We start from the raw sequence: 19,836 nt of genomic DNA, 5'->3' as shown, positions 1-19,836 counted from the left end.
CGCGCAGCGCGGTGACGCTCAGTGCGCGGCGCGGCGGCGCCGGGCGACCTCGGCCAGCACCACGCCGGTGGCGACCGAGGCGTTCAGCGACTCGACCTCGCCCGCCAGCGGGATCGAGACCGTGACGTCACAGGTCTCCCGGACCAGCCGGGACAGGCCCTTGCCTTCGGACCCGGTCACCAGCACCAGCGGCCCGGTGGCGAGCTCGAACTCGTCGAGCGAGACGTCACCGTCCGCGGCCAGACCGGCGACCATCAGCCCGGCCGAGGCGTACTCCCGCAGCGTCCTGGTCAGGTTCGTCGCCCTGGCGACCGGCAGTCGGGCAGCCGTACCGGCCGAGGTCCGCCAGGCCACCGCCGTCATCCCGGCCGCCCGCCGCTGCGGGACCACGACACCGTGCCCACCGAACGCGCTCACCGACCGGACGACCGCGCCGAGGTTGCGCGGGTCGGTGACGCCGTCCAGGGCCACCGCGAGTGCCGGCCTGCCGGAATCGGCGGCCCGCTCCAGCAGCTCGTCGGGATGGGCATAGGAGTACGGCGGGACCTGCAGCGCGATCCCCTGGTGCAGTGCCCCACCGGTGATCCGGTCGAGGTCACCGCGCGGGACCTCCAGGATCGAGATACCGGCCTCCGCCGCCAGCGCGACCGCCTCGGTGACCCGCTCGTCGGCCGGCATGCCGGTGGCGATGTGCAGTGCGGTCGCCGGCACGCGGGCACGCAGGCACTCGACGACCGGGTTGCGGCCGAGCACGGTCTCCGGGCCCTCGCCGTCGCCGCGTCGACCGGCGACCGGGCGGCGACGCTGCTGCTCCTGCTGTGCCGCACGGCGGGCGGCGGCCTTCTGCTTGGGATGCCCTGGCCGCATGTCACCGGGCGGGGTCGGACCCTTGCCGCGCAGCGCACGGCGGGACTGGCCACCGGAGCCGACGACCATCCCCTTCTTGGTGCCGTCCTTGCGGATCGCTCCGCGGCGCTTGGAATTGCCTGCCATCGTTATCGAGCGTCCTATGCGTCTTTGAGAGTCCAGGTGGAGCCGCCGGCGCCGTCCTCGACGGCGATCCCGGCGGCGAGCAGCTCGTCGCGGAGCCGGTCCGCGGTGGCGAAGTCGCGGGCGGCGCGCGCTGCCTGGCGACGCTCCAACATCGACTCCACCAGAATGCTCAGTGCTTCCCGGGCACCGTCGCCGGTGGCCTGGGCGGCGCCACCCGCGGCGAGCGGGTCCAGCCCCATCACGCCGGTGGTCGCACGCACGCAGGCCGCAGCCCGCGACGCGGTGATCCCGTCGCCCGCGTCCAGCGCAGAGTTGCCCTCGCGCACCAGCCGGTGGATCACCGACAGTGCGCCGGGGGTGCCCAGGTCGTCGTCCAGGGCGGCGGCGAACTCGGCCGGGACACCCGCCGACGGCTCCGGCAGCCCGTGCCGTTCGCGGACCCGGTTCACGAACGACTCGATCCGCCGGTAGGCGGCGACCGCCTCGTCGAGCGCGGCGTCGGAGTACTCGATGGCCGACCGGTAGTGCGGGCCGACCAGGTAGTAGCGCAGCTCGGCCGGCCGCACCCGCTGCAGCAGCGACTCGATCTGCAGCGTGTTGCCCAGCGACTTGGACATCTTCTCGCCGCCCATGGTCACCCACGCGTTGTGCAGCCAGAACCGGGCGAACGGGTCACCGGCCGCGTGCGACTGGGCACGCTCGTTCTCGTGGTGCGGGAACACCAGATCCAGGCCACCGCCGTGGATGTCGAACTCCGGGCCGAGGTAGGCGGTCGCCATCGCCGAGCACTCCAGGTGCCAGCCGGGACGGCCACGCCCCCACGGGGTCGGCCAGCTCGGCTCACCCGGCTTCGCCGCCTTCCACAGCGTGAAGTCCAGCGGGTCGCGCTTGTGCCCGCCGGCGCCCTCGCCCTGGTGCACGTCGTCGACCTTCTGCCCGGAGAGCGTGCCGTACTCGGGCAGCGTCCGGACGGCGAAGTAGACGTCGCCCGCCGCGGTGTAGGCGTGCCCGCGGTCGATCAACCGCTCGATCAGCTCGACCATCTGCGTGATGTGCCCGGTCGCGCGCGGCTCGATCGACGCGGGCAGGCAGCCGAGCGCGTCGTAGGCCGCGGTGAAGGCCCGTTCGTGCGTGGCCGCCCACTCCCACCAGGGGCGACCGGCCGCCTCGGACTTGCGCAGGATCTTGTCGTCGATGTCGGTGACGTTGCGGACGAGCGTGACGTCGTACCCGGCGTGGGCCAGCCACCGGCGCAGTACGTCGTAGTTGAGGCTCGACCGGACGTGACCTATGTGCGGCAGGCCCTGCACGGTGGCACCACAGACGTACATCGACACGGCTCCGGCGCGCAGCGGCGTGAAGGCGCGCTGCTCCCTGGTCGCTGAGTCGAGAAGTCTGAGGCTCACATCACCAGGGTACGGCTCTCCGATTCGTCCACTACACCGGCGGTGTCCGAGCGGCAAGGTGTGCGGCGTGACTGTTCACCAGCTCTACCCCAGGCTCGTGGTGTCCGACGCCGACGCCGCCGTCTCGTTCTACGTCGCGGCGTTCGGCGCCGAGCTCGTCGAGCGCTACACCGACGGGTCCGGCCGGGTCGTGCACGCCCTGCTCCGCGCCGGCGACGCCGTCTGGGCGATCAAGGACGGCGACGACGTCGACCCCGCCCCCACCGGCCCCGGCGCGGTCATCATCGCGCTCCACGTGGACGACCCGGACGCGGTCGCCGCGGCCATGGTCGACGGCGGCGGCCGGGTGATCTTCGAGGTCGCCGACCACCCCTACGGCGAGCGCGGCGGCCGGATCGCTGATCCGTTCGGACACGCCTGGATGGTCGCGTCGCGCAGCGAGGACCTCGATCCCGGCCAGATCCAGCAGCGGACCGCGGCGGCCTACCCCTGACCGCCGGCCAGGAGCAGGGCGGTGGCCACCGCCGCCCGGCCCTCACCGCGACCGGTGAGGCCGAGACCGTCGGTGGTCGTGCCGGAGACCGACACCGGGCCGCCGACGATGCCGGTGAGCACCCGCTCGGCCTCCCCGCGCCTGCGGCCGATCTTCGGGTCGTTGCCGATCACCTGGACCGCGGCGTTCCCGACCTGCCAGCCGTCGCGCTCGAGCAGCCTGCGGACCTCCGCCAGCAACGCGGCCCCGGAGGCTCCCGACCACTCGGGACGCCCGGTTCCGAACACCGCGCCCAGATCGCCGAGCCCGGCCGCCGACAGCAGCGCGTCACACAGGGCGTGCGCGGCGACGTCGCCGTCGGAGTGCCCGGCGCAGCCGTCCACCCCGGCCCACAGCACCCCGGCGACCCAGCAGTCCCGGCCCGGTTCGACGGGGTGCACGTCGGTCCCGATCCCGACCCTCATCCGATACCGACCCTCATCCGGTGCTCCGTACCCCTCCGGCCGGGTGCGCCGGCACGTCGGCGAGCAGCAGCTCGGCGATCCGCAGATCCCAGACCGTGGTCACCTTGAAGGCGAGCGGATCCCCCGCGACGGTCGCGACCGGCGCACCGAGCGCCTCGATCAGGCCGGCGTCGTCGGTCACCGGATCGGGGCCGCGCGCGTAGGCGAGACGAAGCTCACGTCCCCGGAAACCCTGCGGGGTCTGCACCGCACGCAGCGTGGACCGGTCCACGGTGGCCGTCACGATCCCGGCCTCGTCCACCGTCTTGACGGTGTCGGTGACCGGCAGCACCGGGATCACGGCGGCCGCGCCCGCTCGCACCGCCCCCACCACCCGCCGGACGACACCGGCGGGGGTCAGCGGACGTGCGGCGTCGTGCACCAGCACGACCTCGGCCTCCGGCCCGGTCGCAGCCAGCCCGGCCGCGACCGAGGCGGTGCGGTCGGCGCCGCCGGGCACGACCGTCACCGGCCGCCCCGGGAGCAACCCGGCCGCATCACGCACCAGCTCGACGGGTACGACGACCACCACGTGATCGACGACCCCCGACGCCAGCACACCGTCGACGGCGCGCACCAGCATGGGCACGCCGCCGATCTCCACGAACGCCTTCGGCATCCCGGCGCCGAGCCGGGCGCCCGAACCGGCCGCGGGCAGCACGGTGACGACGGGCGACCCGCTCACCCCGCGACGCTCAGGCGTTCGCGGTGGCGAGGACCTCGTCGAGCAGGACCTCGGCCCGCTCCTCGTCGGTACCCTCCGCCAGCGCGAGCTCACTGACCAGGATCTGGCGCGCCTTGGCCAGCATCCGCTTCTCGCCCGCGGACAGCCCCCGGTCCTTCTCGCGGCGCCAGAGATCCCGCACGACCTCGGCGACCTTGTTCACGTCGCCCGAGGTGAGCTTCTCCCAGTTCGCCTTGTATCTGCGGGACCAGTTCGTGGGCTCCTCGGTGTGCGGCGCGCGCAGCACCTCGAAGACCCGATCCAGACCCTCCTGACCCACCACGTCCCGGACGCCGACGACCTCGACGTTGTCGGCGGGGATGCGGACCGTCAGATCCCCCTGCTGAACCTTCAGGACGAGATACTGCACTTCCTCGCCCTTGATCGTCCTCATCTCGATCGCCTCGATGAGCGCGGCACCGTGGTGCGGGTAGACGACGGTCTCTCCGACCTTGAAAACCATGTGTCCTCTGGCCCCTTTCGCTGCATCCAGATTAACACGCCGTCTGGACGGACCGCCGACCGGCTTTCACCGTCGTCGCAGGTCAGGGGGTTGACAACACTGGAAAAACGTGTTCCCGGCGGCGGGGCGCGGGCCTGCGGGACGACCCTCACCTGCGCTCGACCGCCGGTGGGCGGACGCCCGACCGCGCACCGGCGCAGGACACGCGACTAGGCTGCCGGGTGGATCGGGCGGTTCCCCGATGCCGGTCCACACACGTCGTACGCGCGCCGGGAGCAGCTCCCGGCCGGCAGGAAGGACACGCCGACCGTGAGCCGCAACCGCCGCCCCGTCCGCACCCTGGCCGGGGCCGCCGGAGCCGTCGTCCTCACCGGCCTGCTGCTGAGCGGGTGCGGGGCGGGACAGATCTCGCAGACCGCCCAGCAGGTCGCCGCGACCAACGGTGTGAACACCTCGGTGGGCTCGGTGGACCTGCGCGACGTGCAGATCGCCTACCCCGAGGCGCCCGCCGGCGGTGCCGAGCTCTACGCGCCGGGTTCCTCGGCGCCGCTGCGCGCCACGCTGGTGAACTCCGGCAGCGTCGCCGACCGTCTCGTCTCGGTCAGCTCGCCGGCCGCCGCGAACGTCCTGGTGGACGGCGACCCCGTGCTCCCGCAGGACGTCGCGCTCGTCTCGGCGGGCAACTTCGAACTGACGCCGACCGCCGCCCGTCCGCTGAACATCACCCTCGAGGGGTTGACCCGGCCGATCCGCGCCGGTGAGAACATCCCGATCACGTTCGTCTTCGAGCGCGCCGGCTCGGTCACCGCGCAGGTGCCGGCCGCCGTGCCGACCGAGGACATCCCGCACGGCCCCGGCCCGGAGCGCGACGACTTCTCGGCCGAGGCCGAGGCCGTCCCCGCGCCGCCGGAGCTCCCGGTGGACGAGGACGCGGAAGAGGACCAGGACACCTCGGTGACCGACGGCGAGGGCGTCGAGTCCGCCCCCGGCAACGAGGGCAGCGGCGCCGGCGGCGTCGCAGGCAACTGACCACCCGGACCCGGGCGTCCCGCTCGGGCGGTTACCGCTGCACCGAGTGCGACCATCGCACCGCGCAGTGGGTCGGCCGCTGCCCCGGCTGCCAGGCCTGGGGCAGCCTCGAACAGGTCGAGGCACCGCGCGGCAACGGCCGGACCGTCGTCGCGGGCGCACCGAGCACGCCGGCCCGCCGGATCGCCGAGGTCGAGCTGGACGCCGCGCGGGCCCGCCCGACCGGCGTCGACGAACTGGACCGGGTGCTCGGCGGCGGGCTCGTGCCCGGCGCGGTCGTGCTGCTCGCCGGTGAGCCCGGCGTCGGCAAGTCCACCCTGCTGCTGGAGGTCGCGGCGCGTGTCGCGGCCCGGGCCAGGGTCCTCTACGTGTCCGGTGAGGAGTCCGCGGGACAGGTCAGGCTGCGCGCCGAGCGCACCGGCGGCCTGCACGACGAGCTCTATCTCGCCGCGGAGTCGGACCTGGAGTCGGTGCTCGGCCACGTCGACGCGCTGAAGCCGTCCCTGCTGGTGATCGACTCGATCCAGACCATGTCCACCGCGGGCGTCGACGGCACCCCGGGCGGGGTCACCCAGACCCGCGCCGTGACGATCGGGCTGACCGCGCTCGCGAAGGAGCGCGGCCTGGCCGTGCTGCTGGTCGGCCATGTGACCAAGGACGGCGGCATCGCGGGCCCGCGGGTGCTGGAGCACGTCGTGGACGTGGTGCTGCAGTTCGAGGGTGACAAGCACTCCGCGCTGCGCATGGTCCGCGGGGTGAAGAACCGGTTCGGCCCGGCCGACGAGGTCGGCTGCTTCGAGCTGCGCGACTCCGGCATCGTCGGCCTGCCCGACCCCTCGGGGTTGTTCCTGGGCCGGTTCGGCCAGGACGGGGACGCCGTGCAGCCGGGCACCGCGGTGACCGTGGTGATGGACGGCCGGCGGCCGCTGCTGGCCGAGGTCCAGGCGCTGGTGGCCGGGGCGAACATCCCGAGCCCGCGGCGGGCGGTGACCGGGCTGGACTCCTCACGGGTGCCGATGCTGCTCGCCGTCGTCGAACGCCGGGGCGGGCTGAAGCTGCACGACGCCGAGGTCTACACCGCGACCGTCGGCGGGATGAAGATCACCGAGCCGGCCGCGGACCTGGCCGTCGCGCTCGCCGTGGTCTCGGCCAGGCGGGACGTCGCGCTGCCCGCCGATCTCGTCGTGCTCGGCGAGCTCGGGCTGGCCGGTGAGCTGCGCCGGGTGCACGGCATCGGGCGGCGGCTGGCCGAGGCGGCCCGGCTCGGCTTCACCCGGGCGATCGTGCCGCCCGACTCGGAGGTCGGCTCGACCGGTATGCGGATCACCGAGGCGGCGTCGCTGAAGCAGATCATGGACCGGTTGCGCTGAGCATCCTCACCCCATCAGCAGCGGGGCCGGCTCGCTGACGACCGCGCCGAGCCGGGCGAGCACCCGGTATCCACCCGGCTCGACCCGGGCCCGCTCGGCGGCACAACCGGGCTCGGACCGCAGCCCGCTCCAGGTCACCGCGAACGCGACCGGCTCACCGGGCACCAGGGTGCGCAGGTCGTCGGTGGCCGGGTTCGAACAGTCGTTGGAGGACCAGAGCTTCTCCGCTCCGTCGCCGCTCCACACCGCGATCTCCTGCTCGGCCCCGTCCAGGTCGCGCACGCACGGCTCACCGGAGACGTTCGTGACGACGAGCCGCAGCTCGGGACGCGCGTCGGCGGGATAGCTCTGCTGCCCGGTCTCGGCCCGGACCTCGATCATCGGGTCGGCACAGGGCACCGGCCCGGTCGGCGGGGAGGCCGTGGCGTCCGGCACCGGCACCGACGGGCGCGGGGTGTCGTCGGGCCGGACCGTCTCGTCCACCGGGCCCGCGTTCGGGGCCGCGGGCCCGGTGGACTCCCTCTCGTCCGCCGAACCGGGGGGAGCTCCGGGATCGGCGGTGGCGGGGAGCGGCGGCTGCGGTGCGCCCGGGGCTGGGGACTCCGGGGCCGGGGATGCCGGAGCCGCCGCTCCGCTGTCGGGGGTGGACCCGTGCTCCTGGGAACCGGTGGCGGTGGACATCGCCGCCGCGCCGGTCGGTGTGGTGTCCTCGCCGGCCGCCCCGGGGACGAGCAACCAGGTGGTCAGCCACAGCAGCGAGAACAGCGCGAGCAGCGCGGCGCCGACCGCGACTGCGCGCCGACGCCAGTAGACCGACGCCGGCAGGGGGCCCACCGGGTCCAACATGTCACTGACGGTAGATCGTCGATTACTCGATGTCGTCACCGCCGCGCCGCGCCGCGCCAGGTCGCCGCGGTTGTACCCCTGTGAGGGAACGGGGGACGCCCCACCGGCTGACCGGCCCCGTCCCTGTTCACCGACCGCCCCGGGCACGACCCGACAGATCACGGATCGGGCACCGTGACGTTCACCCGGAGGCTGCCACGGTGCCCGATCCGTGATCACCGAACGGCACCGGCGACACTGGAGGGGTGCTGGCCGAGCGGATCCACCCGTGGTTCACCGAGCATGCCCGCGACCTTCCGTGGCGGCGCCCGGGGACGACGCCGTGGGGGGTGCTCGTCAGCGAGTTCATGCTCCAGCAGACCCCGGTGGCCCGGGTCGAACCGGTCTGGACGGAGTGGATGCGGCGCTGGTCGGTTCCCTCCGCGCTGGCCGGGGCGCCACGGGCCGACGTCCTGCGTGCCTGGGGCAAGCTCGGCTACCCGCGCCGGGCGATCCGGCTGCACGACGCGGCGGCCACCATCGCGCGCGAGCACGGTGACGCGGTCCCCTCGGACGTGGCGGTGCTGGAGGCGCTGCCCGGTGTCGGGTCCTACACCGCGCGGGCGGTGGCCGCGTTCGGTTTCGGCCTGCGGGCGCCGGTCGTCGACACGAACGTGCGCCGGGTGGTGGCCCGCGCCGTGCACGGCCGCGGCGACGCCGGACCGGCCCGGACCAGGGCAGATCTCGCCGACGTCGACGCGCTCCTGCCCCCGGACGACGCCACCGCGGCCGTCGTCTCGGCCGGCCTGATGGAGCTCGGTGCGGTCATCTGCACGGCTCGGACGCCGCGCTGCACGAGCTGCCCGGTCGCCGCGGAATGCGCCTGGGTCGCCGCCGGCCGGCCCGCCTACGACGGCCCCCGCAAGCCTGTGCAGGGCTTCGCCGGGACCGACCGGCAGGTGCGCGGGAAGCTGATGGACGTGCTGCGCGGCGCCCCCGGCCCGGTCGGGCGGGCCGAGCTGGACGTCGTCTGGCCGGACGCGGGCCAGCGCGACCGCTGCCTGCACTCGCTGCTGGTCGACGGCCTCGCCGAACAGACCGACGACGGCCGATTCGCCCTGCCCGCCTGATGCCCGCGATCGTCCGGTTCCGGCTCGATCCGGCCGCCGTGCGCGAGCTGACCGCGCTGCGGGCCCGGTTGGCCGGTGCCGGGCTGCCCGCCGCGACCGGTGTCCCGCACGTCACCGTCGCGGCCGCCGGGACGGTCCCCAGAGGCGCCCGCGAGGCGCTCGTGGCCGAGCTGCGGCTGGTCGCACTGCCCGCACTCTGGCTGGCCACGCTCGGTTCCCGGACCGGTGACGACGACGCGCTGGTGCTCGCCGCCGTCACCGACCCCGAGGTGCTCGCCGTGCACACCGCGGTGCACGACGCGCTGGCCGGACGGGTCCGCGGGGCGCACGCCGCGCACCTGCCCGGCTCCTGGCTGCCGCACGTGGTGCTCGCGACCGGACGACCCGCGCAGGCGTTCGCGCTGCTGCACCCGGTGCCCCCGGTGCGGGCCGGCATCCTCGCCGTGGAACTGCACGACACGCGGACCGGGGCGACCGAGCACCTCGCTCCCTGACCCACCCGGCTCCGCGGTCAGCCCGGCGCGGTCCCGGTGAGGAGCTCGGTCACCGCGGCCGCCCAGCCTGCCGGGTCGGCGTCGTGCACCAGGTGCCCCGTCCCGGGCAGCCGACGGTGCCGGGCACCGGGCACCCGGGACGCGAGCAGCGCGAGCTGCCCCGGCGGGGCGACCGACTCCCCCGCCTCGATCACCAGCAGCGGCACCCGGACCGCGGACAGCTCGTCGAGCAGGCTCCGGCGCACCCAGTGCGCCGCGACGGCACAGGCGTCGGCCACGTCGCAGGCCAGCCACCAGCCGTCCGGCCGCCGGACGGCGCATCGCCCCATGTGGGAGCCCACCTCCGGCCGGGGACGACCGAGAACCGCCTCCAGCGCCGCGCGGGACGGGTACGGCCCGGCGACCGCGGTGAACCAGGCACGCATCTCGTCGAGCAGGCCGGGCGGGCTGCCGGTCAGGTCCGGCGGCGGGTCCTCGGCGACGACGGCGGTGACCAGGTCCGGTCGCCGGAGGGCGGCGAGCAGCGCGGACAGCCCGCCCATCGAGTGCCCGACCAGGGCGGCCGGACCGGTGCGTTCGAGCAGCTCGACGACGTCGCGGGCGAGCCGGTCCGGGGACCAGGCCGCCGCGTCCGTACCGGCGGGACGCCCGGAGCGGCCGTGCCCGCGCGCGTCCGGCGCCAGCACCCGGCCGTGCGGGGTCAGCGCGGCGGCCCGCGGCTCCCAGCTCGCGGCGCAGCTCATCAAGCCGTGCAGCGCGACGATCGGGCGGCCGGCACCGCCGAACCCGGTGACCGCCAGGTCCACCCCGTCCGAGCTGCGCACACCCCACCCTAAGCTGCTGCGGTGGCCGGAGAGGACGACGTGCGGCGGCTGGCGCTGGAGCTGGACGGCGCCGTCGAGGTCCCCAGCGACGGGTTCGACTTCCGGGTCCGCGGGAAGGGGTTCGTGTGGTCCTACCCGGAGCGGGTGCCGGGCCGCCGCCGGGTGATCCGGACCGACGTCGCCGTGCTGTACGTCGGCGACGAGGCGGAGAAGCAGGCGCTGCTGCGCGGTGAGCCCGAGCTGTTCTTCACCGCCCCGGGATACGAGCCGTTCCCGCTGGTCATGGTGCGACTGGAGCGGGTCGGGGTGGACCGGTTGGCCGAACTCGTCGGCGACGCCTGGCGGATGCGCGTCGACGAAGCAGGTCCCGGCTAACGTGGGCGGCATGGCCGTAGTGAAGATCAACGCGATCGAGGTCCCGGAGAACGCCGGGCCGGAGCTGGAGAAGCGGTTCGCGCACCGCCTGCACGCCGTCGACGGGCAGCCGGGGTTCATCTCCTTCCAGCTGCTGCGCCCGGTCTCCGGTGACGACCGGTACTTCGTGGTGACCCACTGGGAGACCGAGGAGGCGTTCCAGGCGTGGCGGGACGGGCCCGCCGCCGAGGCGCACTCCGGTGGGCGCTCCCCGAAGCCGGTCGCCACGGGCGCGTCGTTGCTGGAGTTCGAGGTGGTCGACCTCGAGCAGATCGCGGCGGGGTCCTGATCCATCCCGCCCCGGTCGACCCTGCACTGCACGACGCCGCGGCACTGATCCGCGACGCCGGTGCGCTGCTGATCACGGCGGGGGCCGGGATGGGCGTCGACTCCGGACTGCCCGACTTCCGGGGCGACGAGGGTTTCTGGCGGGCCTACCCGCCCTACGCCCGGCTCGGGCTGCGGTTCGCCGAGCTCGCCGATCCGGAGCACTTCGCCGACGACCCGGCGCTGGCCTGGGGCTTCTACGGGCACCGGCTGGCGCTCTACCGGCGGACCGTCCCGCACGCCGGGTTCGCCGTCCTGCGGCGCTGGGCACAGCGGGTGCCGACGAGCGTGTTCACCTCCAACGTGGACGGCCAGTTCCAGCGCGCCGGGTTCGCCGACCGGGACGTCGCCGAGGTGCACGGCTCAATCCACCACCTGCAGTGCCTGCGGCTGTGCGGGTACGGGGTGTGGCCCGCCGACGGCGTCGAGGTGGCGATCGACCCGGACAGCATGCGTGCCGTCGGTGAGCTGCCCGCCTGCCCCGGCTGCGGCGGGCTCGCCCGGCCGGCGATCCTGATGTTCGGCGACGCCGGTTGGGACAGTTCGCACGCCGAACCCGCGCTGGCGCGCCACGTCGACTGGCTGGCCGCGCACCGCGACCGGGTCGCCGTCGTCGAGCTGGGGGCGGGGACGGCGCTGCCGACGGTGCGCCGCCGCTCGGAGCTGGCGTCGGCGGCGACCGGGGCGCTGGTCCGGATCAACGTCCGGGAGCCGGAGGTGCGGCACGGGCGCGGCGTCGGCATCGCCGCCCCGGCCGCGCCCACGCTGGCCGCGATCGACGACCTGCTGGCGACCTGAGCCCGCCGCCCGGGAACGGACGGATCCGGCCCCGGGCGGCCCCACGATCAGTCGGGCACGGACTTCTGCCCGGGCACCACGATCGCCGGCAGGTCGGCGAGCCCGGCCAGCGCGGCGGCGTGCACCTCCGCCGCCGGAACGGTCCCCTCCACCCCGGGCAGTGCCCGGGTGGCGGTGGCCGCGGCGACGACGGTCGGGACGTAGCCGCTGGAGAAGGCGCTGCGGGCCGTGGAGTTGATGCACATGTGCGCCATGAACCCGGCGAGCACCAGGTCCTGGTGCCCCTCCAGCAGGTCCGCGAGCCCGGTCTGCACGAAGGCGCTCGGGAAGTTCTTGACGACGACCGCCTCACCGTCGCGCGGCGCCACCGAGTCGTGGATCGCCCCGATCGGGGCGGTGACGTCGTACGGGCTGCCCTCGCCCGCGTCGTGCTGGACGTGGATCACCCGGGCCCCCGCGGAGCGGGCCCGGTCCAGCAGGACGGCGGCCTCCTCCAGGGCGGGCTCGACGTTCTCCAGGCGCATCACGCCCTCGGTGTAGGTGTTCTGCAGGTCGATCATGATCAGCGCGGAGCGGTCGAGCGGCGCCGGTTCGGCCGGCAGCCCCATCAGCCCGCGCAGGGTGTGCGGTGCAGGCATCGGTGCGGACATCGGTGTCCTCCTTCTTCCGGACACACCACGGGCCCGGACACTCCGGTGTCCGGGCCCGTGATGGTCAGCTCTCGTTCAGGGATCGCCACTCGTCGTCGGTGAACAGGCGGGAGCGGATCAGGAACCGGACGCCCTCCGGCGCCTCGACCGAGAACCCGCTGCCCCGTCCCTTCACGACGTCGACGGTGAGATGGGTGTGCTTCCAGTACTCGAACTGTGACGCCGACATCCAGAAACCGATCGGCTTCTCGATCCCGTCCACCCGCAGGTCGGCCAGATGGACGTCCGAACCTCCGGTCTTGAAGTCACCGTCCGGGTAGCACATCGGCGCGCTGCCGTCGCAGCATCCGCCGGACTGGTGGAACATCAGCGGCCCGTGCAACTCGGTGAGCTTCACCAGAAGATCGGCTGCGGCCGGCGTCAGCGCCACCCGTGGGGTGACGGCGGCGTCCGGCTGCCCCATCAGAAGAAGCCCAGCGCGTTCGGCGAGTAGCTCTGCAGGACGTTCTTGGTCTGCTGGTAGTGGTCCAGCATCTGCTTGTGGTTCTCCCGCCCGATGCCGGACTGCTTGTAACCGCCGAACGCCGCGTGCGCCGGGTAGGCGTGGTAGTTGTTCACCCACACCCGGCCGGCCTGGATGTCGCGGCCCGCCCGGTAGGCGGTGTTGGTGTCGCGGCTCCACACGCCGGCCCCGAGGCCGTAGAGGGTGTCGTTGGCGGTCCGGATGGCGTCGTCGTAGTCGGAGAAGCGGGCGACCGAGACGACCGGCCCGAAGATCTCCTCCTGGAAGATCCGCATCTGGTTGTTGCCCTCGAACACGGTCGGCTTGATGTAGTAGCCACCCGACAGCTCACCGCCGAGCTCCGCCTTCTCGCCACCGGTGAGCACCTTCGCGCCCTCCTGACGACCGATGTCGATGTAGGAGAGGATCTTCTCGAACTGGTCGTTGGAGGCCTGCGCCCCGATCTGGGTGTCGGTGTCGAGCGGGTTGCCCTGCTTGATCTGCTCGGTGCGCTTGACCGCCTGCTCCAGGAACTCGGAGTAGATGCCGCCCTGGATGAGCGCGCGCGACGGGCAGGTGCAGACCTCGCCCTGGTTGAGCGCGAACATCGCGAAGCCCTCGAGGGCCTTGTCGTAGAAGGCGTCCTGCTGGGCGGCGACGTCGTCGAAGAAGATGTTCGGGCTCTTGCCGCCCAGCTCCAGGGTGACCGGGATCAGGTTCTCCGAGGCGTACTGCATGATCAGCCGGCCGGTGGTGGTCTCACCGGTGAAAGCGATCTTCGAGATCCGCTTGTTGGACGCCAGCGGCTTGCCCGCCTCCACACCGAAACCGTTGACGATGTTGACCACGCCCGCCGGGAGCAGATCGGCGACCAGGTCCAGCAGGACGTGGATCGAGGCCGGGGTCTGCTCGGCCGGCTTCAGGACGACCGCGTTGCCCGCGGCGAGCGCCGGAGCGAGCTTCCAGATCGCCATCAGGATCGGGAAGTTCCACGGGATGATCTGGCCGACCACACCGAGCGGCTCGTGGAAGTGGTACGCGACGGTGTCGTCGTCGATCTGGGAGAGGCCGCCCTCCTGCGCCCGGATCGCTCCGGCGAAGTAGCGCAGGTGGTCGATGGCCAGCGGGATGTCCGCGGCCAGGGTCTCCCGGCAGGCCTTGCCGTTCTCCCAGGACTCGGCGATCGCGACGGACTCGAGGTTCGCCTCGATCCGGTCGGCCATCTTGTTCAGGATGTTCGCACGCTCGGTGGGCGAGGTCTTGCCCCATGCCGGCGCGGCCGCGTGCGCCGCGTCGAGTGCCTTCTCGACGTCGTCGGCGGTGCCGCGGGCGACCTCGGTGAAGTTCTGCCCGGTGATCGGGGTGGGGTTCTCGAAGTACTGGCCCTTGGCCGGTGCGACGTACTCGCCCCCGATGAAGTGGTCGTAGCGGGGCTTGAACGAGACGACGCTGTCCGGCTGACCGGGTGCCGCGTACGTGGCCATCGTTGGTCCTTCCCGTGTGAGTTGTCGCTCGGTTCGTCACATGCGCAGTCGCTGTTGTGCGTTGCACGTGACGCCGGACACTAGGAAGGTGGGGGTTGCACGGGAGTTGCACGCAGATGCGGAACCTGAACCTCCGGTGAGTGCCGATCACGCGGATTCGATTCAGGTGAGGCTGCGCTAATCCTAGGGTGAGTGTCGTGACTCGTGAACGAGCCGGTCTGGAGCGGGCCCGCGGTGACGCGCTGACCGGCTCGCCCTCCCCTGGCGTGCGCCCGGAGATCCGGGCCTCCTGGGAACGGTCGCTGGCCGCCTCGGTCGATCCGGAACGGTCCAGGCCGGCGCACCCCTACCAGCCCGGTGAGGTCGCCGAGCTGCGCGCGGGGCATCCGCTCGCGCGCACCCTGCCGGTGCTGCGGGAGACCCTCGTCGCAGCCGCCGAGCAGGCCAGACACCTGATGGTCGTGACCGACGAGCGCGGGCACATCCTGTGGCGGGAGGGGGCGCGGGAGGTGCTGCGCCGGGCCGAGCGGGTGGAGCTCGTCGAGGGCACCCGTTGGAGCGAGGACGCGGTCGGGACCAATGCGATGGGCACAGCGCTGTCCGACGACCGCCCGGTCCGGATCCACTCGGCCGAACACCTGGTCAGCGCCTACCACCCGTGGACCTGCGCGGCGGCGCCGGTGCACGACCCGGAGACCGGCCGCCAGATCGGCACCGTGGACGTCACCGGGCCGGAGGAGACCTTCCATCCGATGACGCTGTCACTGGTCACCGCCGCCGCGCGGCTCGCCGAGCACCGGCTGGCGGCGCTGACCGAGGAGCGCGACCGGCGGTTGCGCGACACGAACCTGCCGCACCTGTCCCGGCTCGGCGATTTGCCCGGTGCGCTGCTCTCCCCGCGCGGGCGGGTGCTGGCCGCCACCCCGGCGCACCGCTTCCCGGACCGGGTGCCGCTGCCCGAACGCGGTGACCGGGTCGTGCTGGAAGGTGGCGCCGAGGCCGTCCTGGAACCGCTCGGCGAGGGGTGGCTGCTGCGGGTGACCGCGCCCGCCGGGCCGGCGCTGCCTGCGCTCACCCTGCCGTTCCTCGGGGCCAGGGTGCCGGTGGTCCGCCGCGACGGCCGGCCGCTGCGGCTCGGCCTGCGGCACGCCGAGGTGCTGACCCTCCTCGCGTTGCGCCCAGAGGGGATGACCGCCGAACAGCTCGCCGCCGCCCTCTACGGCGACGACGGCCGCCCGATCACCGTCCGGGCCGAGATGCACCGGTTGCGTCGCTGTGTCGGTGAGGGGACCGTGCGCACCGGGCCGTACCGGCTCGCCGCCCGGGTCGACGCCGACTTCCTGCGGTTGCACGAGGCGCTGCGGGAGGGACGGGTCCGCGACGCCGCGGCCGAGGCAGCCCGCGGCCCGCTGCTGCCGACCTCGGAGTCGCCGGGCGTGCGGGCGGAACGGGAGCACCTGGTGGCCGCGACCCGGGCCGCCGTGCTGCGCTCGGGCGATCCCGACGCGCTGCTCACGCTGCTGCGCACCGATCCGGACGACGAGCTGCGGGACCGGCTGCGGGCGGCACTGCCCGGCGGCCGGCGACGCGACCTGGACCCATGATCCCTGTTCTGGGAGTGCAGGGTACGGATCCGGTGCACCACGCTCCCGGAACAGGGATCATGGTCGGCATGCCGCTGCGACGGTTCGAGGACCTGGTGGATCGGGCGGCCCGGCTCGTCCCGGCGGGCGGACGGGCGCTGCTCGGGATCGCCGGAGCCCCGGGCGCCGGGAAGACCACCCTCGCCGTCGCCCTGGTCCGGGCACTGACCGCGACCGGGGTCGCGGCGGTGCACGTCCCGATGGACGGATTCCATCTCGCCGACGTCGAGCTGGCCCGCCTCGGCCGCAGCGACCGCAAGGGCGCACCGGACACCTTCGACCCGGCCGGTTACGCGGCCCTGCTCCGCAGGCTGCGCGAGGCCGGTTCGCGGGAGACCGGGCCGGTCTACGCCCCGGCCTTCGACCGGGAGATCGAGCAGCCGGTCGCCGGGTCGATCCCGGTGCCACCGGAGTGCCGGCTGGTCGTCAGCGAGGGCAACTACCTGCTCGTCGACACCCCGCAGTGGCACCCCGTCCGGACCGGGTTCGACGAGATCTGGTTCCAGGAGGCCGACGCCGAGCTGCGCCGGGAACGACTCGTGGCCCGGCACGTGCGGTTCGGCAGGACACCCGCCGCGGCGCGGGCCTGGGTACTGCGCACCGACGAGCCCAACGCCCGGCTCGTCGACGCCACGATCACCCGGGCCGATCTGGTCGTGGCCTGCACCGACGTCCCGGCCTGACGCGCGCGGGGCGTGGCCCCGTCCGCACCGACGCGAGAGGCCCGCCCCGGTCTCCCGGGGCGGGCCTCTCGTCACGACCTGGTGCTCAGCTCACTCCTCGCCGCCCGCCAGCGCGGTCGGCGGGGCGTCCGGGACCGGCTCCGACGGCTTGCGCTCCCCACGGAAGGTGAAGTGCGCCTTGTCGTCGTAGGCCTTCGAGTCCTCGGGCGCGTCGGTGTCGAGCCCCTCGACGTCGACCAGGACGATCTGACCGGGCTCGATCTCGCCGAAGAGGATCTTCTCCGACAGCTGGTCCTCGATCTCGCGCTGGATCGTCCGGCGCAGCGGCCGGGCGCCGAGGACCGGATCGAACCCGCGGCGCGCCAGCAGCTTCTTCGCGTTCGCCGTGAGCTCGATGGCCATGTCCTTGTTGGCCAGCTGCTTCTCCACCCGCCCGATCATCAGGTCGACCATCTCGATGATCTGCTCCTGGTTGAGCTGGTGGAACACGATGATGTCGTCGATGCGGTTCAGGAACTCCGGGCGGAAGTGCTTCTTCAGCTCGTCGTTGACCTTGGTCTTCATCCGCTCGTAGTTCGACGCCTCGTCGTTGCCGGAGGAGAAGCCCAGCCCCACGGCCTTCGAGATGTCCTGGGTGCCCAGGTTCGAGGTGAAGATCAGCACGGTGTTCTTGAAGTCGACCGTGCGGCCCTGGCCGTCGGTGAGACGCCCGTCCTCCAGCACCTGCAGGAGCGTGTTGTAGATCTCCTGGTGGGCCTTCTCGATCTCGTCGAACAGCACCACCGAGAACGGCTTGCGCCGCACCTTCTCGGTGAGCTGGCCACCCTCCTCGTAGCCGACGTAGCCGGGAGGGGCACCGAACAGCCGCGAGGCGGTGTAGCGGTCGTGGAACTCGCCCATGTCGATCTGGATGAGCGCGTCGTCCTCGCCGAACAGGAAGTTCGCCAGCGCCTTGGACAGCTCGGTCTTACCGACACCGGACGGGCCGGCGAAGATGAACGAGCCGGACGGGCGCTTCGGGTCCTTCAGGCCGGCGCGGGTACGGCGGATCGCCTGGGAGACGGACTTGACCGCGTCCTCCTGGCCGATGATGCGCTTGTGGAGCTCGTCCTCCATGCGCAGCAGCCGGGTGGTCTCCTCCTCGGTGAGCTTGAAGACCGGGATGCCGGTCCAGTTGCCCAGCACCTCGGCGATCTGCTCGCCGTCGACCTCGGCGACGACGTCGAGATCCCCGGACTTCCACTGCTTCTCGCGCTCGGCCTTCTCGCCGAGCAGGGTCTTCTCCTGGTCGCGCAGGTGCGCGGCCCGCTCGAAGTCCTGCGCGTCGATCGCCGACTCCTTGTCCCGGCGGACGTTCGCGATCTTCTCGTCGAACTCCCGCAGGTCCGGCGGCGCGGTCATCCGGCGGATGCGCATCCGGGCCCCGGCCTCGTCGATCAGGTCGATCGCCTTGTCCGGGAGGAAGCGGTCGTTGATGTAGCGGTCGGCCAGCGTCGCCGCGGAGGCCAGCGCGTCGTCGGTGATCGTGACCCGGTGGTGCGCCTCGTAACGGTCGCGCAGGCCCTTGAGGATCTCGATGGTGTGGGTCACCGACGGCTCGGAGACCTGGATCGGCTGGAAGCGGCGCTCCAGCGCCGGGTCCTTCTCGACGTACTTGCGGTACTCGTCGAGCGTCGTCGCGCCGATGGTCTGCAGCTCACCGCGGGCCAGCATCGGCTTGAGGATCGACGCGGCGTCGATCGCGCCCTCGGCGGCGCCCGCCCCGACGAGGGTGTGGATCTCGTCGATGAACAGGATGATGTCGCCGCGTGTGCGGATCTCCTTCAGCACCTTCTTGAGGCGCTCCTCGAAGTCACCGCGGTAACGCGAGCCGGCGACCAGCGAACCGAGGTCGAGGGTGTAGAGCTGCTTGTCCTTCAGCGTCTCCGGGACCTCGCCCTTGATGATCGCCTGCGCCAGGCCCTCGACGGCGGCGGTCTTGCCGACGCCGGCCTCGCCGATCAGCACCGGGTTGTTCTTGGTCCTCCGGGAGAGGACCTGCATGATGCGCTCGATCTCCTTCTCCCGGCCGATGACCGGGTCCAGCTTGCCCTCGCGGGCCTGCTGGGTGAGGTTGCGACCGAACTGGTCCAGCACCAGCGAGGACGACGGGGTGCCCTCGCCGCGGCCGCCGGTCCCGCTCTCCTGGGGCTCCTTGCCCTGGTAGCCGGACAGCAGCTGCAGCACCTGCTGGCGCACGCGGTTGAGGTCGGCGCCCAGCTTGACCAGCACCTGGGCCGCGACGCCCTCGCCCTCGCGGATCAGCCCGAGCAGGATGTGCTCGGTGCCGATGTAGTTGTGGCCGAGCTGCAGCGCCTCGCGCAGCGACAGCTCCAGCACCTTCTTCGCCCTGGGCGTGAACGGGATGTGGCCGGACGGGGCCTGCTGGCCCTGGCCGATGATCTCCTCGACCTGCTGCCGCACGCCCTCCAGAGCGATTCCGAGGGACTCGAGCGCCTTCGCGGCGACACCCTCACCCTCGTGGATCAGGCCAAGGAGGATGTGCTCGGTCCCGATGTAGTTGTGGTTGAGCATCCGGGCCTCTTCCTGGGCCAGGACGACAACACGTCGCGCTCGGTCGGTGAACCTCTCGAACAATTCGCACTCCTTGCCTGCTGCGCCTCACGTACGGCGCGACCAGCATCTTCTGCCCGGCCCCGGCACGCCGGGACCCAGCACTGCGCCTCGCGTGACTCCCGCGCCAGGCCGCCCCGCGGGGAGGACCTCATACCACTGTATCGGTCGACCGGGCTCCGGCGCCTCCACCTGACGTGCACCGAGGGACTGCCGGGCGTAACACGCGCTCCGCCACCGGTGTTCCCGGACCGGGCCGGCCGGGCTGTGCACCGGCCTCCGCACCGGCCCGTACGGTCGCCGGTGGACCCGCAGGCCCTGCTCGTCGTGGCCGCGCGGTCGGCACCCCGGGGGCCGACGGATCGTGACGGGGGACACCCGCGCGCGGGTGGAGGAGAGGCGCGGCCCGCGGTGCACGTCAGGTGGAGGCGCCGGAGCCCGGTCGACCGATACAGTGGTATGAGGTCC

The 19,836-nt window shown here is 73.1% G+C and carries 21 protein-coding genes; 10 read left to right on the top strand and 11 right to left on the bottom strand.

Annotation, left to right across the window (positions count from 1 at the left end; genetic code table 11):
- Positions 1-18: 18 nt before the first annotated feature.
- Positions 19-993 carry a 23S rRNA (guanosine(2251)-2'-O)-methyltransferase RlmB gene (gene rlmB / locus AB0J24_RS08390; protein ID WP_358677450.1) on the bottom strand — a complete coding sequence of 325 codons (975 nt, stop codon included), beginning with the start codon at positions 991-993 and terminating at the stop codon, positions 19-21.
- Positions 994-1,007: 14 nt separating this feature from the next.
- Complete coding sequence (gene cysS / locus AB0J24_RS08385; RefSeq protein WP_358677447.1) at positions 1,008-2,399, bottom strand: cysteine--tRNA ligase; 1,392 nt, start codon at positions 2,397-2,399, stop codon at positions 1,008-1,010.
- A gap of 67 nt (positions 2,400-2,466) precedes the next feature.
- On the opposite strand from cysS, the gene AB0J24_RS08380 reads away from it, so the two are divergent.
- Positions 2,467-2,892: a VOC family protein gene (locus AB0J24_RS08380; RefSeq protein ID WP_358677444.1), complete on the top strand. Its 426-nt coding sequence runs from the start codon at positions 2,467-2,469 to the stop codon at positions 2,890-2,892.
- On the opposite strand, the gene ispF is transcribed toward AB0J24_RS08380, so the two are convergent.
- Genes ispF through AB0J24_RS08365 form a run of 3 tightly spaced genes read right to left on the bottom strand, consistent with a single transcriptional unit; the run spans position 2,883 to position 4,582 of the window.
- A complete protein-coding gene (gene ispF / locus AB0J24_RS08375; protein ID WP_358677441.1) occupies positions 2,883-3,356 on the bottom strand; it encodes a 2-C-methyl-D-erythritol 2,4-cyclodiphosphate synthase in 474 nt (157 codons plus the stop codon). The genes AB0J24_RS08380 and ispF overlap by 10 nt on opposite strands.
- Before the next feature lie 13 nt (positions 3,357-3,369).
- Entirely contained in the window at positions 3,370-4,080 is a 711-nt protein-coding gene (ispD, locus tag AB0J24_RS08370) for a 2-C-methyl-D-erythritol 4-phosphate cytidylyltransferase (protein ID WP_358677438.1), read from the bottom strand.
- A 10-nt stretch (positions 4,081-4,090) separates the two neighbouring features.
- Positions 4,091-4,582, bottom strand: a complete 492-nt coding sequence (locus AB0J24_RS08365; protein WP_358677435.1) for a CarD family transcriptional regulator — start codon at positions 4,580-4,582, stop codon at positions 4,091-4,093.
- 309 nt (positions 4,583-4,891) lie between these two features.
- Between AB0J24_RS08365 and AB0J24_RS08360 the strand changes: the two genes are divergently transcribed.
- Positions 4,892-5,611: a copper chaperone PCu(A)C gene (locus tag AB0J24_RS08360; protein ID WP_358677432.1), complete on the top strand. Its 720-nt coding sequence runs from the start codon at positions 4,892-4,894 to the stop codon at positions 5,609-5,611.
- The gene (gene radA / locus AB0J24_RS08355) at positions 5,608-6,981 is read left to right on the top strand and encodes a DNA repair protein RadA (RefSeq protein WP_358678036.1); all 1,374 of its coding nucleotides are present in this window, start codon (positions 5,608-5,610) and stop codon (positions 6,979-6,981) included. The genes AB0J24_RS08360 and radA overlap by 4 nt, the downstream gene beginning before the upstream one ends.
- A gap of 6 nt (positions 6,982-6,987) precedes the next feature.
- Here the strand turns inward: radA and AB0J24_RS08350 are convergent, their stop codons facing one another.
- Complete coding sequence (locus tag AB0J24_RS08350; RefSeq protein ID WP_358677429.1) at positions 6,988-7,827, bottom strand: hypothetical protein; 840 nt, start codon at positions 7,825-7,827, stop codon at positions 6,988-6,990.
- A gap of 245 nt (positions 7,828-8,072) precedes the next feature.
- Here AB0J24_RS08350 and AB0J24_RS08345 point away from each other — a divergent pair, with 245 nt between their 5' ends.
- Positions 8,073-8,936 carry an A/G-specific adenine glycosylase gene (locus AB0J24_RS08345; RefSeq protein ID WP_358677426.1) on the top strand — a complete coding sequence of 288 codons (864 nt, stop codon included), beginning with the start codon at positions 8,073-8,075 and terminating at the stop codon, positions 8,934-8,936.
- On the top strand, positions 8,936-9,430 hold the full coding sequence (locus AB0J24_RS08340) for a 2'-5' RNA ligase family protein (protein ID WP_358677423.1): 495 nt from the start codon (positions 8,936-8,938) through the stop codon (positions 9,428-9,430). Before AB0J24_RS08345 ends, AB0J24_RS08340 begins: the two co-directional genes overlap by 1 nt.
- Positions 9,431-9,447: 17 nt before the next feature.
- Here AB0J24_RS08340 and AB0J24_RS08335 read toward each other — a convergent pair whose 3' ends face one another.
- Positions 9,448-10,254: an alpha/beta hydrolase gene (locus AB0J24_RS08335; RefSeq protein ID WP_358677420.1), complete on the bottom strand. Its 807-nt coding sequence runs from the start codon at positions 10,252-10,254 to the stop codon at positions 9,448-9,450.
- 21 nt (positions 10,255-10,275) lie between these two features.
- Here AB0J24_RS08335 and AB0J24_RS08330 point away from each other — a divergent pair, with 21 nt between their 5' ends.
- From AB0J24_RS08330 to AB0J24_RS08320, 3 genes are all read left to right on the top strand, one after another.
- Positions 10,276-10,629 carry an MmcQ/YjbR family DNA-binding protein gene (locus AB0J24_RS08330; protein ID WP_358677418.1) on the top strand — a complete coding sequence of 118 codons (354 nt, stop codon included), beginning with the start codon at positions 10,276-10,278 and terminating at the stop codon, positions 10,627-10,629.
- 10 nt (positions 10,630-10,639) lie between these two features.
- A complete protein-coding gene (locus AB0J24_RS08325) occupies positions 10,640-10,957 on the top strand; it encodes an antibiotic biosynthesis monooxygenase (protein ID WP_358677415.1) in 318 nt (105 codons plus the stop codon).
- An 89-nt stretch (positions 10,958-11,046) separates the two neighbouring features.
- Positions 11,047-11,793 (top strand): Sir2 family NAD-dependent protein deacetylase, encoded by a 747-nt coding sequence (locus tag AB0J24_RS08320; RefSeq protein ID WP_358677412.1) that lies wholly within the window; start codon positions 11,047-11,049, stop codon positions 11,791-11,793.
- 47 nt (positions 11,794-11,840) lie between these two features.
- Here AB0J24_RS08320 and AB0J24_RS08315 read toward each other — a convergent pair whose 3' ends face one another.
- From AB0J24_RS08315 to adh, 3 genes are all read right to left on the bottom strand, one after another.
- Positions 11,841-12,443: a cysteine hydrolase family protein gene (locus tag AB0J24_RS08315; protein ID WP_358677409.1), complete on the bottom strand. Its 603-nt coding sequence runs from the start codon at positions 12,441-12,443 to the stop codon at positions 11,841-11,843.
- 64 nt (positions 12,444-12,507) lie between these two features.
- Positions 12,508-12,906: a DUF779 domain-containing protein gene (locus AB0J24_RS08310; protein ID WP_358677406.1), complete on the bottom strand. Its 399-nt coding sequence runs from the start codon at positions 12,904-12,906 to the stop codon at positions 12,508-12,510.
- A complete protein-coding gene (adh, locus tag AB0J24_RS08305) occupies positions 12,906-14,429 on the bottom strand; it encodes an aldehyde dehydrogenase (protein ID WP_358677403.1) in 1,524 nt (507 codons plus the stop codon). The genes AB0J24_RS08310 and adh overlap by 1 nt, the downstream gene beginning before the upstream one ends.
- 197 nt (positions 14,430-14,626) lie before the next feature.
- Between adh and AB0J24_RS08300 the strand changes: the two genes are divergently transcribed.
- Both AB0J24_RS08300 and AB0J24_RS08295 read left to right on the top strand, forming a co-directional pair.
- Positions 14,627-16,033 carry a GAF domain-containing protein gene (locus tag AB0J24_RS08300; protein WP_358677400.1) on the top strand — a complete coding sequence of 469 codons (1,407 nt, stop codon included), beginning with the start codon at positions 14,627-14,629 and terminating at the stop codon, positions 16,031-16,033.
- Between the two features lie 74 nt (positions 16,034-16,107).
- Entirely contained in the window at positions 16,108-16,755 is a 648-nt protein-coding gene (locus tag AB0J24_RS08295; RefSeq protein ID WP_358678034.1) for a nucleoside/nucleotide kinase family protein, read from the top strand.
- Between the two features lie 90 nt (positions 16,756-16,845).
- Here AB0J24_RS08295 and AB0J24_RS08290 read toward each other — a convergent pair whose 3' ends face one another.
- Positions 16,846-19,392, bottom strand: coding sequence for an ATP-dependent Clp protease ATP-binding subunit (locus AB0J24_RS08290; protein ID WP_358677397.1), 2,547 nt, complete (start codon positions 19,390-19,392; stop codon positions 16,846-16,848).
- Positions 19,393-19,836 lie beyond the last annotated feature (444 nt).

It is taken from the genome of Pseudonocardia sp. NPDC049635, assembly GCF_040659795.1.
Classification (GTDB): domain Bacteria; phylum Actinomycetota; class Actinomycetes; order Mycobacteriales; family Pseudonocardiaceae; genus Pseudonocardia.
The sequence above is the reverse complement of the archived record's forward strand: the minus strand, read 5'-3'. Positions and strand labels throughout refer to the sequence as shown.

Excerpts from the sequence above, each read along its gene's own strand:
- AB0J24_RS08320 (WP_358677412.1), top strand. The coding sequence starts at position 11,047 with ATGGGCGTCGACTCCGGACTGCCCGACTTCCGGGGCGACGAGGGTTTC.
- rlmB (WP_358677450.1), bottom strand. The coding sequence starts at position 993 with ATGGCAGGCAATTCCAAGCGCCGCGGAGCGATCCGCAAGGACGGCACC.
- ispF (WP_358677441.1), bottom strand. The coding sequence starts at position 3,356 with ATGAGGGTCGGGATCGGGACCGACGTGCACCCCGTCGAACCGGGCCGG.
- adh (WP_358677403.1), bottom strand. The coding sequence starts at position 14,429 with ATGGCCACGTACGCGGCACCCGGTCAGCCGGACAGCGTCGTCTCGTTC.
- AB0J24_RS08365 (WP_358677435.1), bottom strand. The coding sequence starts at position 4,582 with ATGGTTTTCAAGGTCGGAGAGACCGTCGTCTACCCGCACCACGGTGCC.
- AB0J24_RS08310 (WP_358677406.1), bottom strand. The coding sequence starts at position 12,906 with ATGGGGCAGCCGGACGCCGCCGTCACCCCACGGGTGGCGCTGACGCCG.
- AB0J24_RS08350 (WP_358677429.1), bottom strand. The coding sequence starts at position 7,827 with ATGTTGGACCCGGTGGGCCCCCTGCCGGCGTCGGTCTACTGGCGTCGG.
- AB0J24_RS08315 (WP_358677409.1), bottom strand. The coding sequence starts at position 12,443 with ATGTCCGCACCGATGCCTGCACCGCACACCCTGCGCGGGCTGATGGGG.
- AB0J24_RS08340 (WP_358677423.1), top strand. The coding sequence starts at position 8,936 with ATGCCCGCGATCGTCCGGTTCCGGCTCGATCCGGCCGCCGTGCGCGAG.
- AB0J24_RS08325 (WP_358677415.1), top strand. The coding sequence starts at position 10,640 with ATGGCCGTAGTGAAGATCAACGCGATCGAGGTCCCGGAGAACGCCGGG.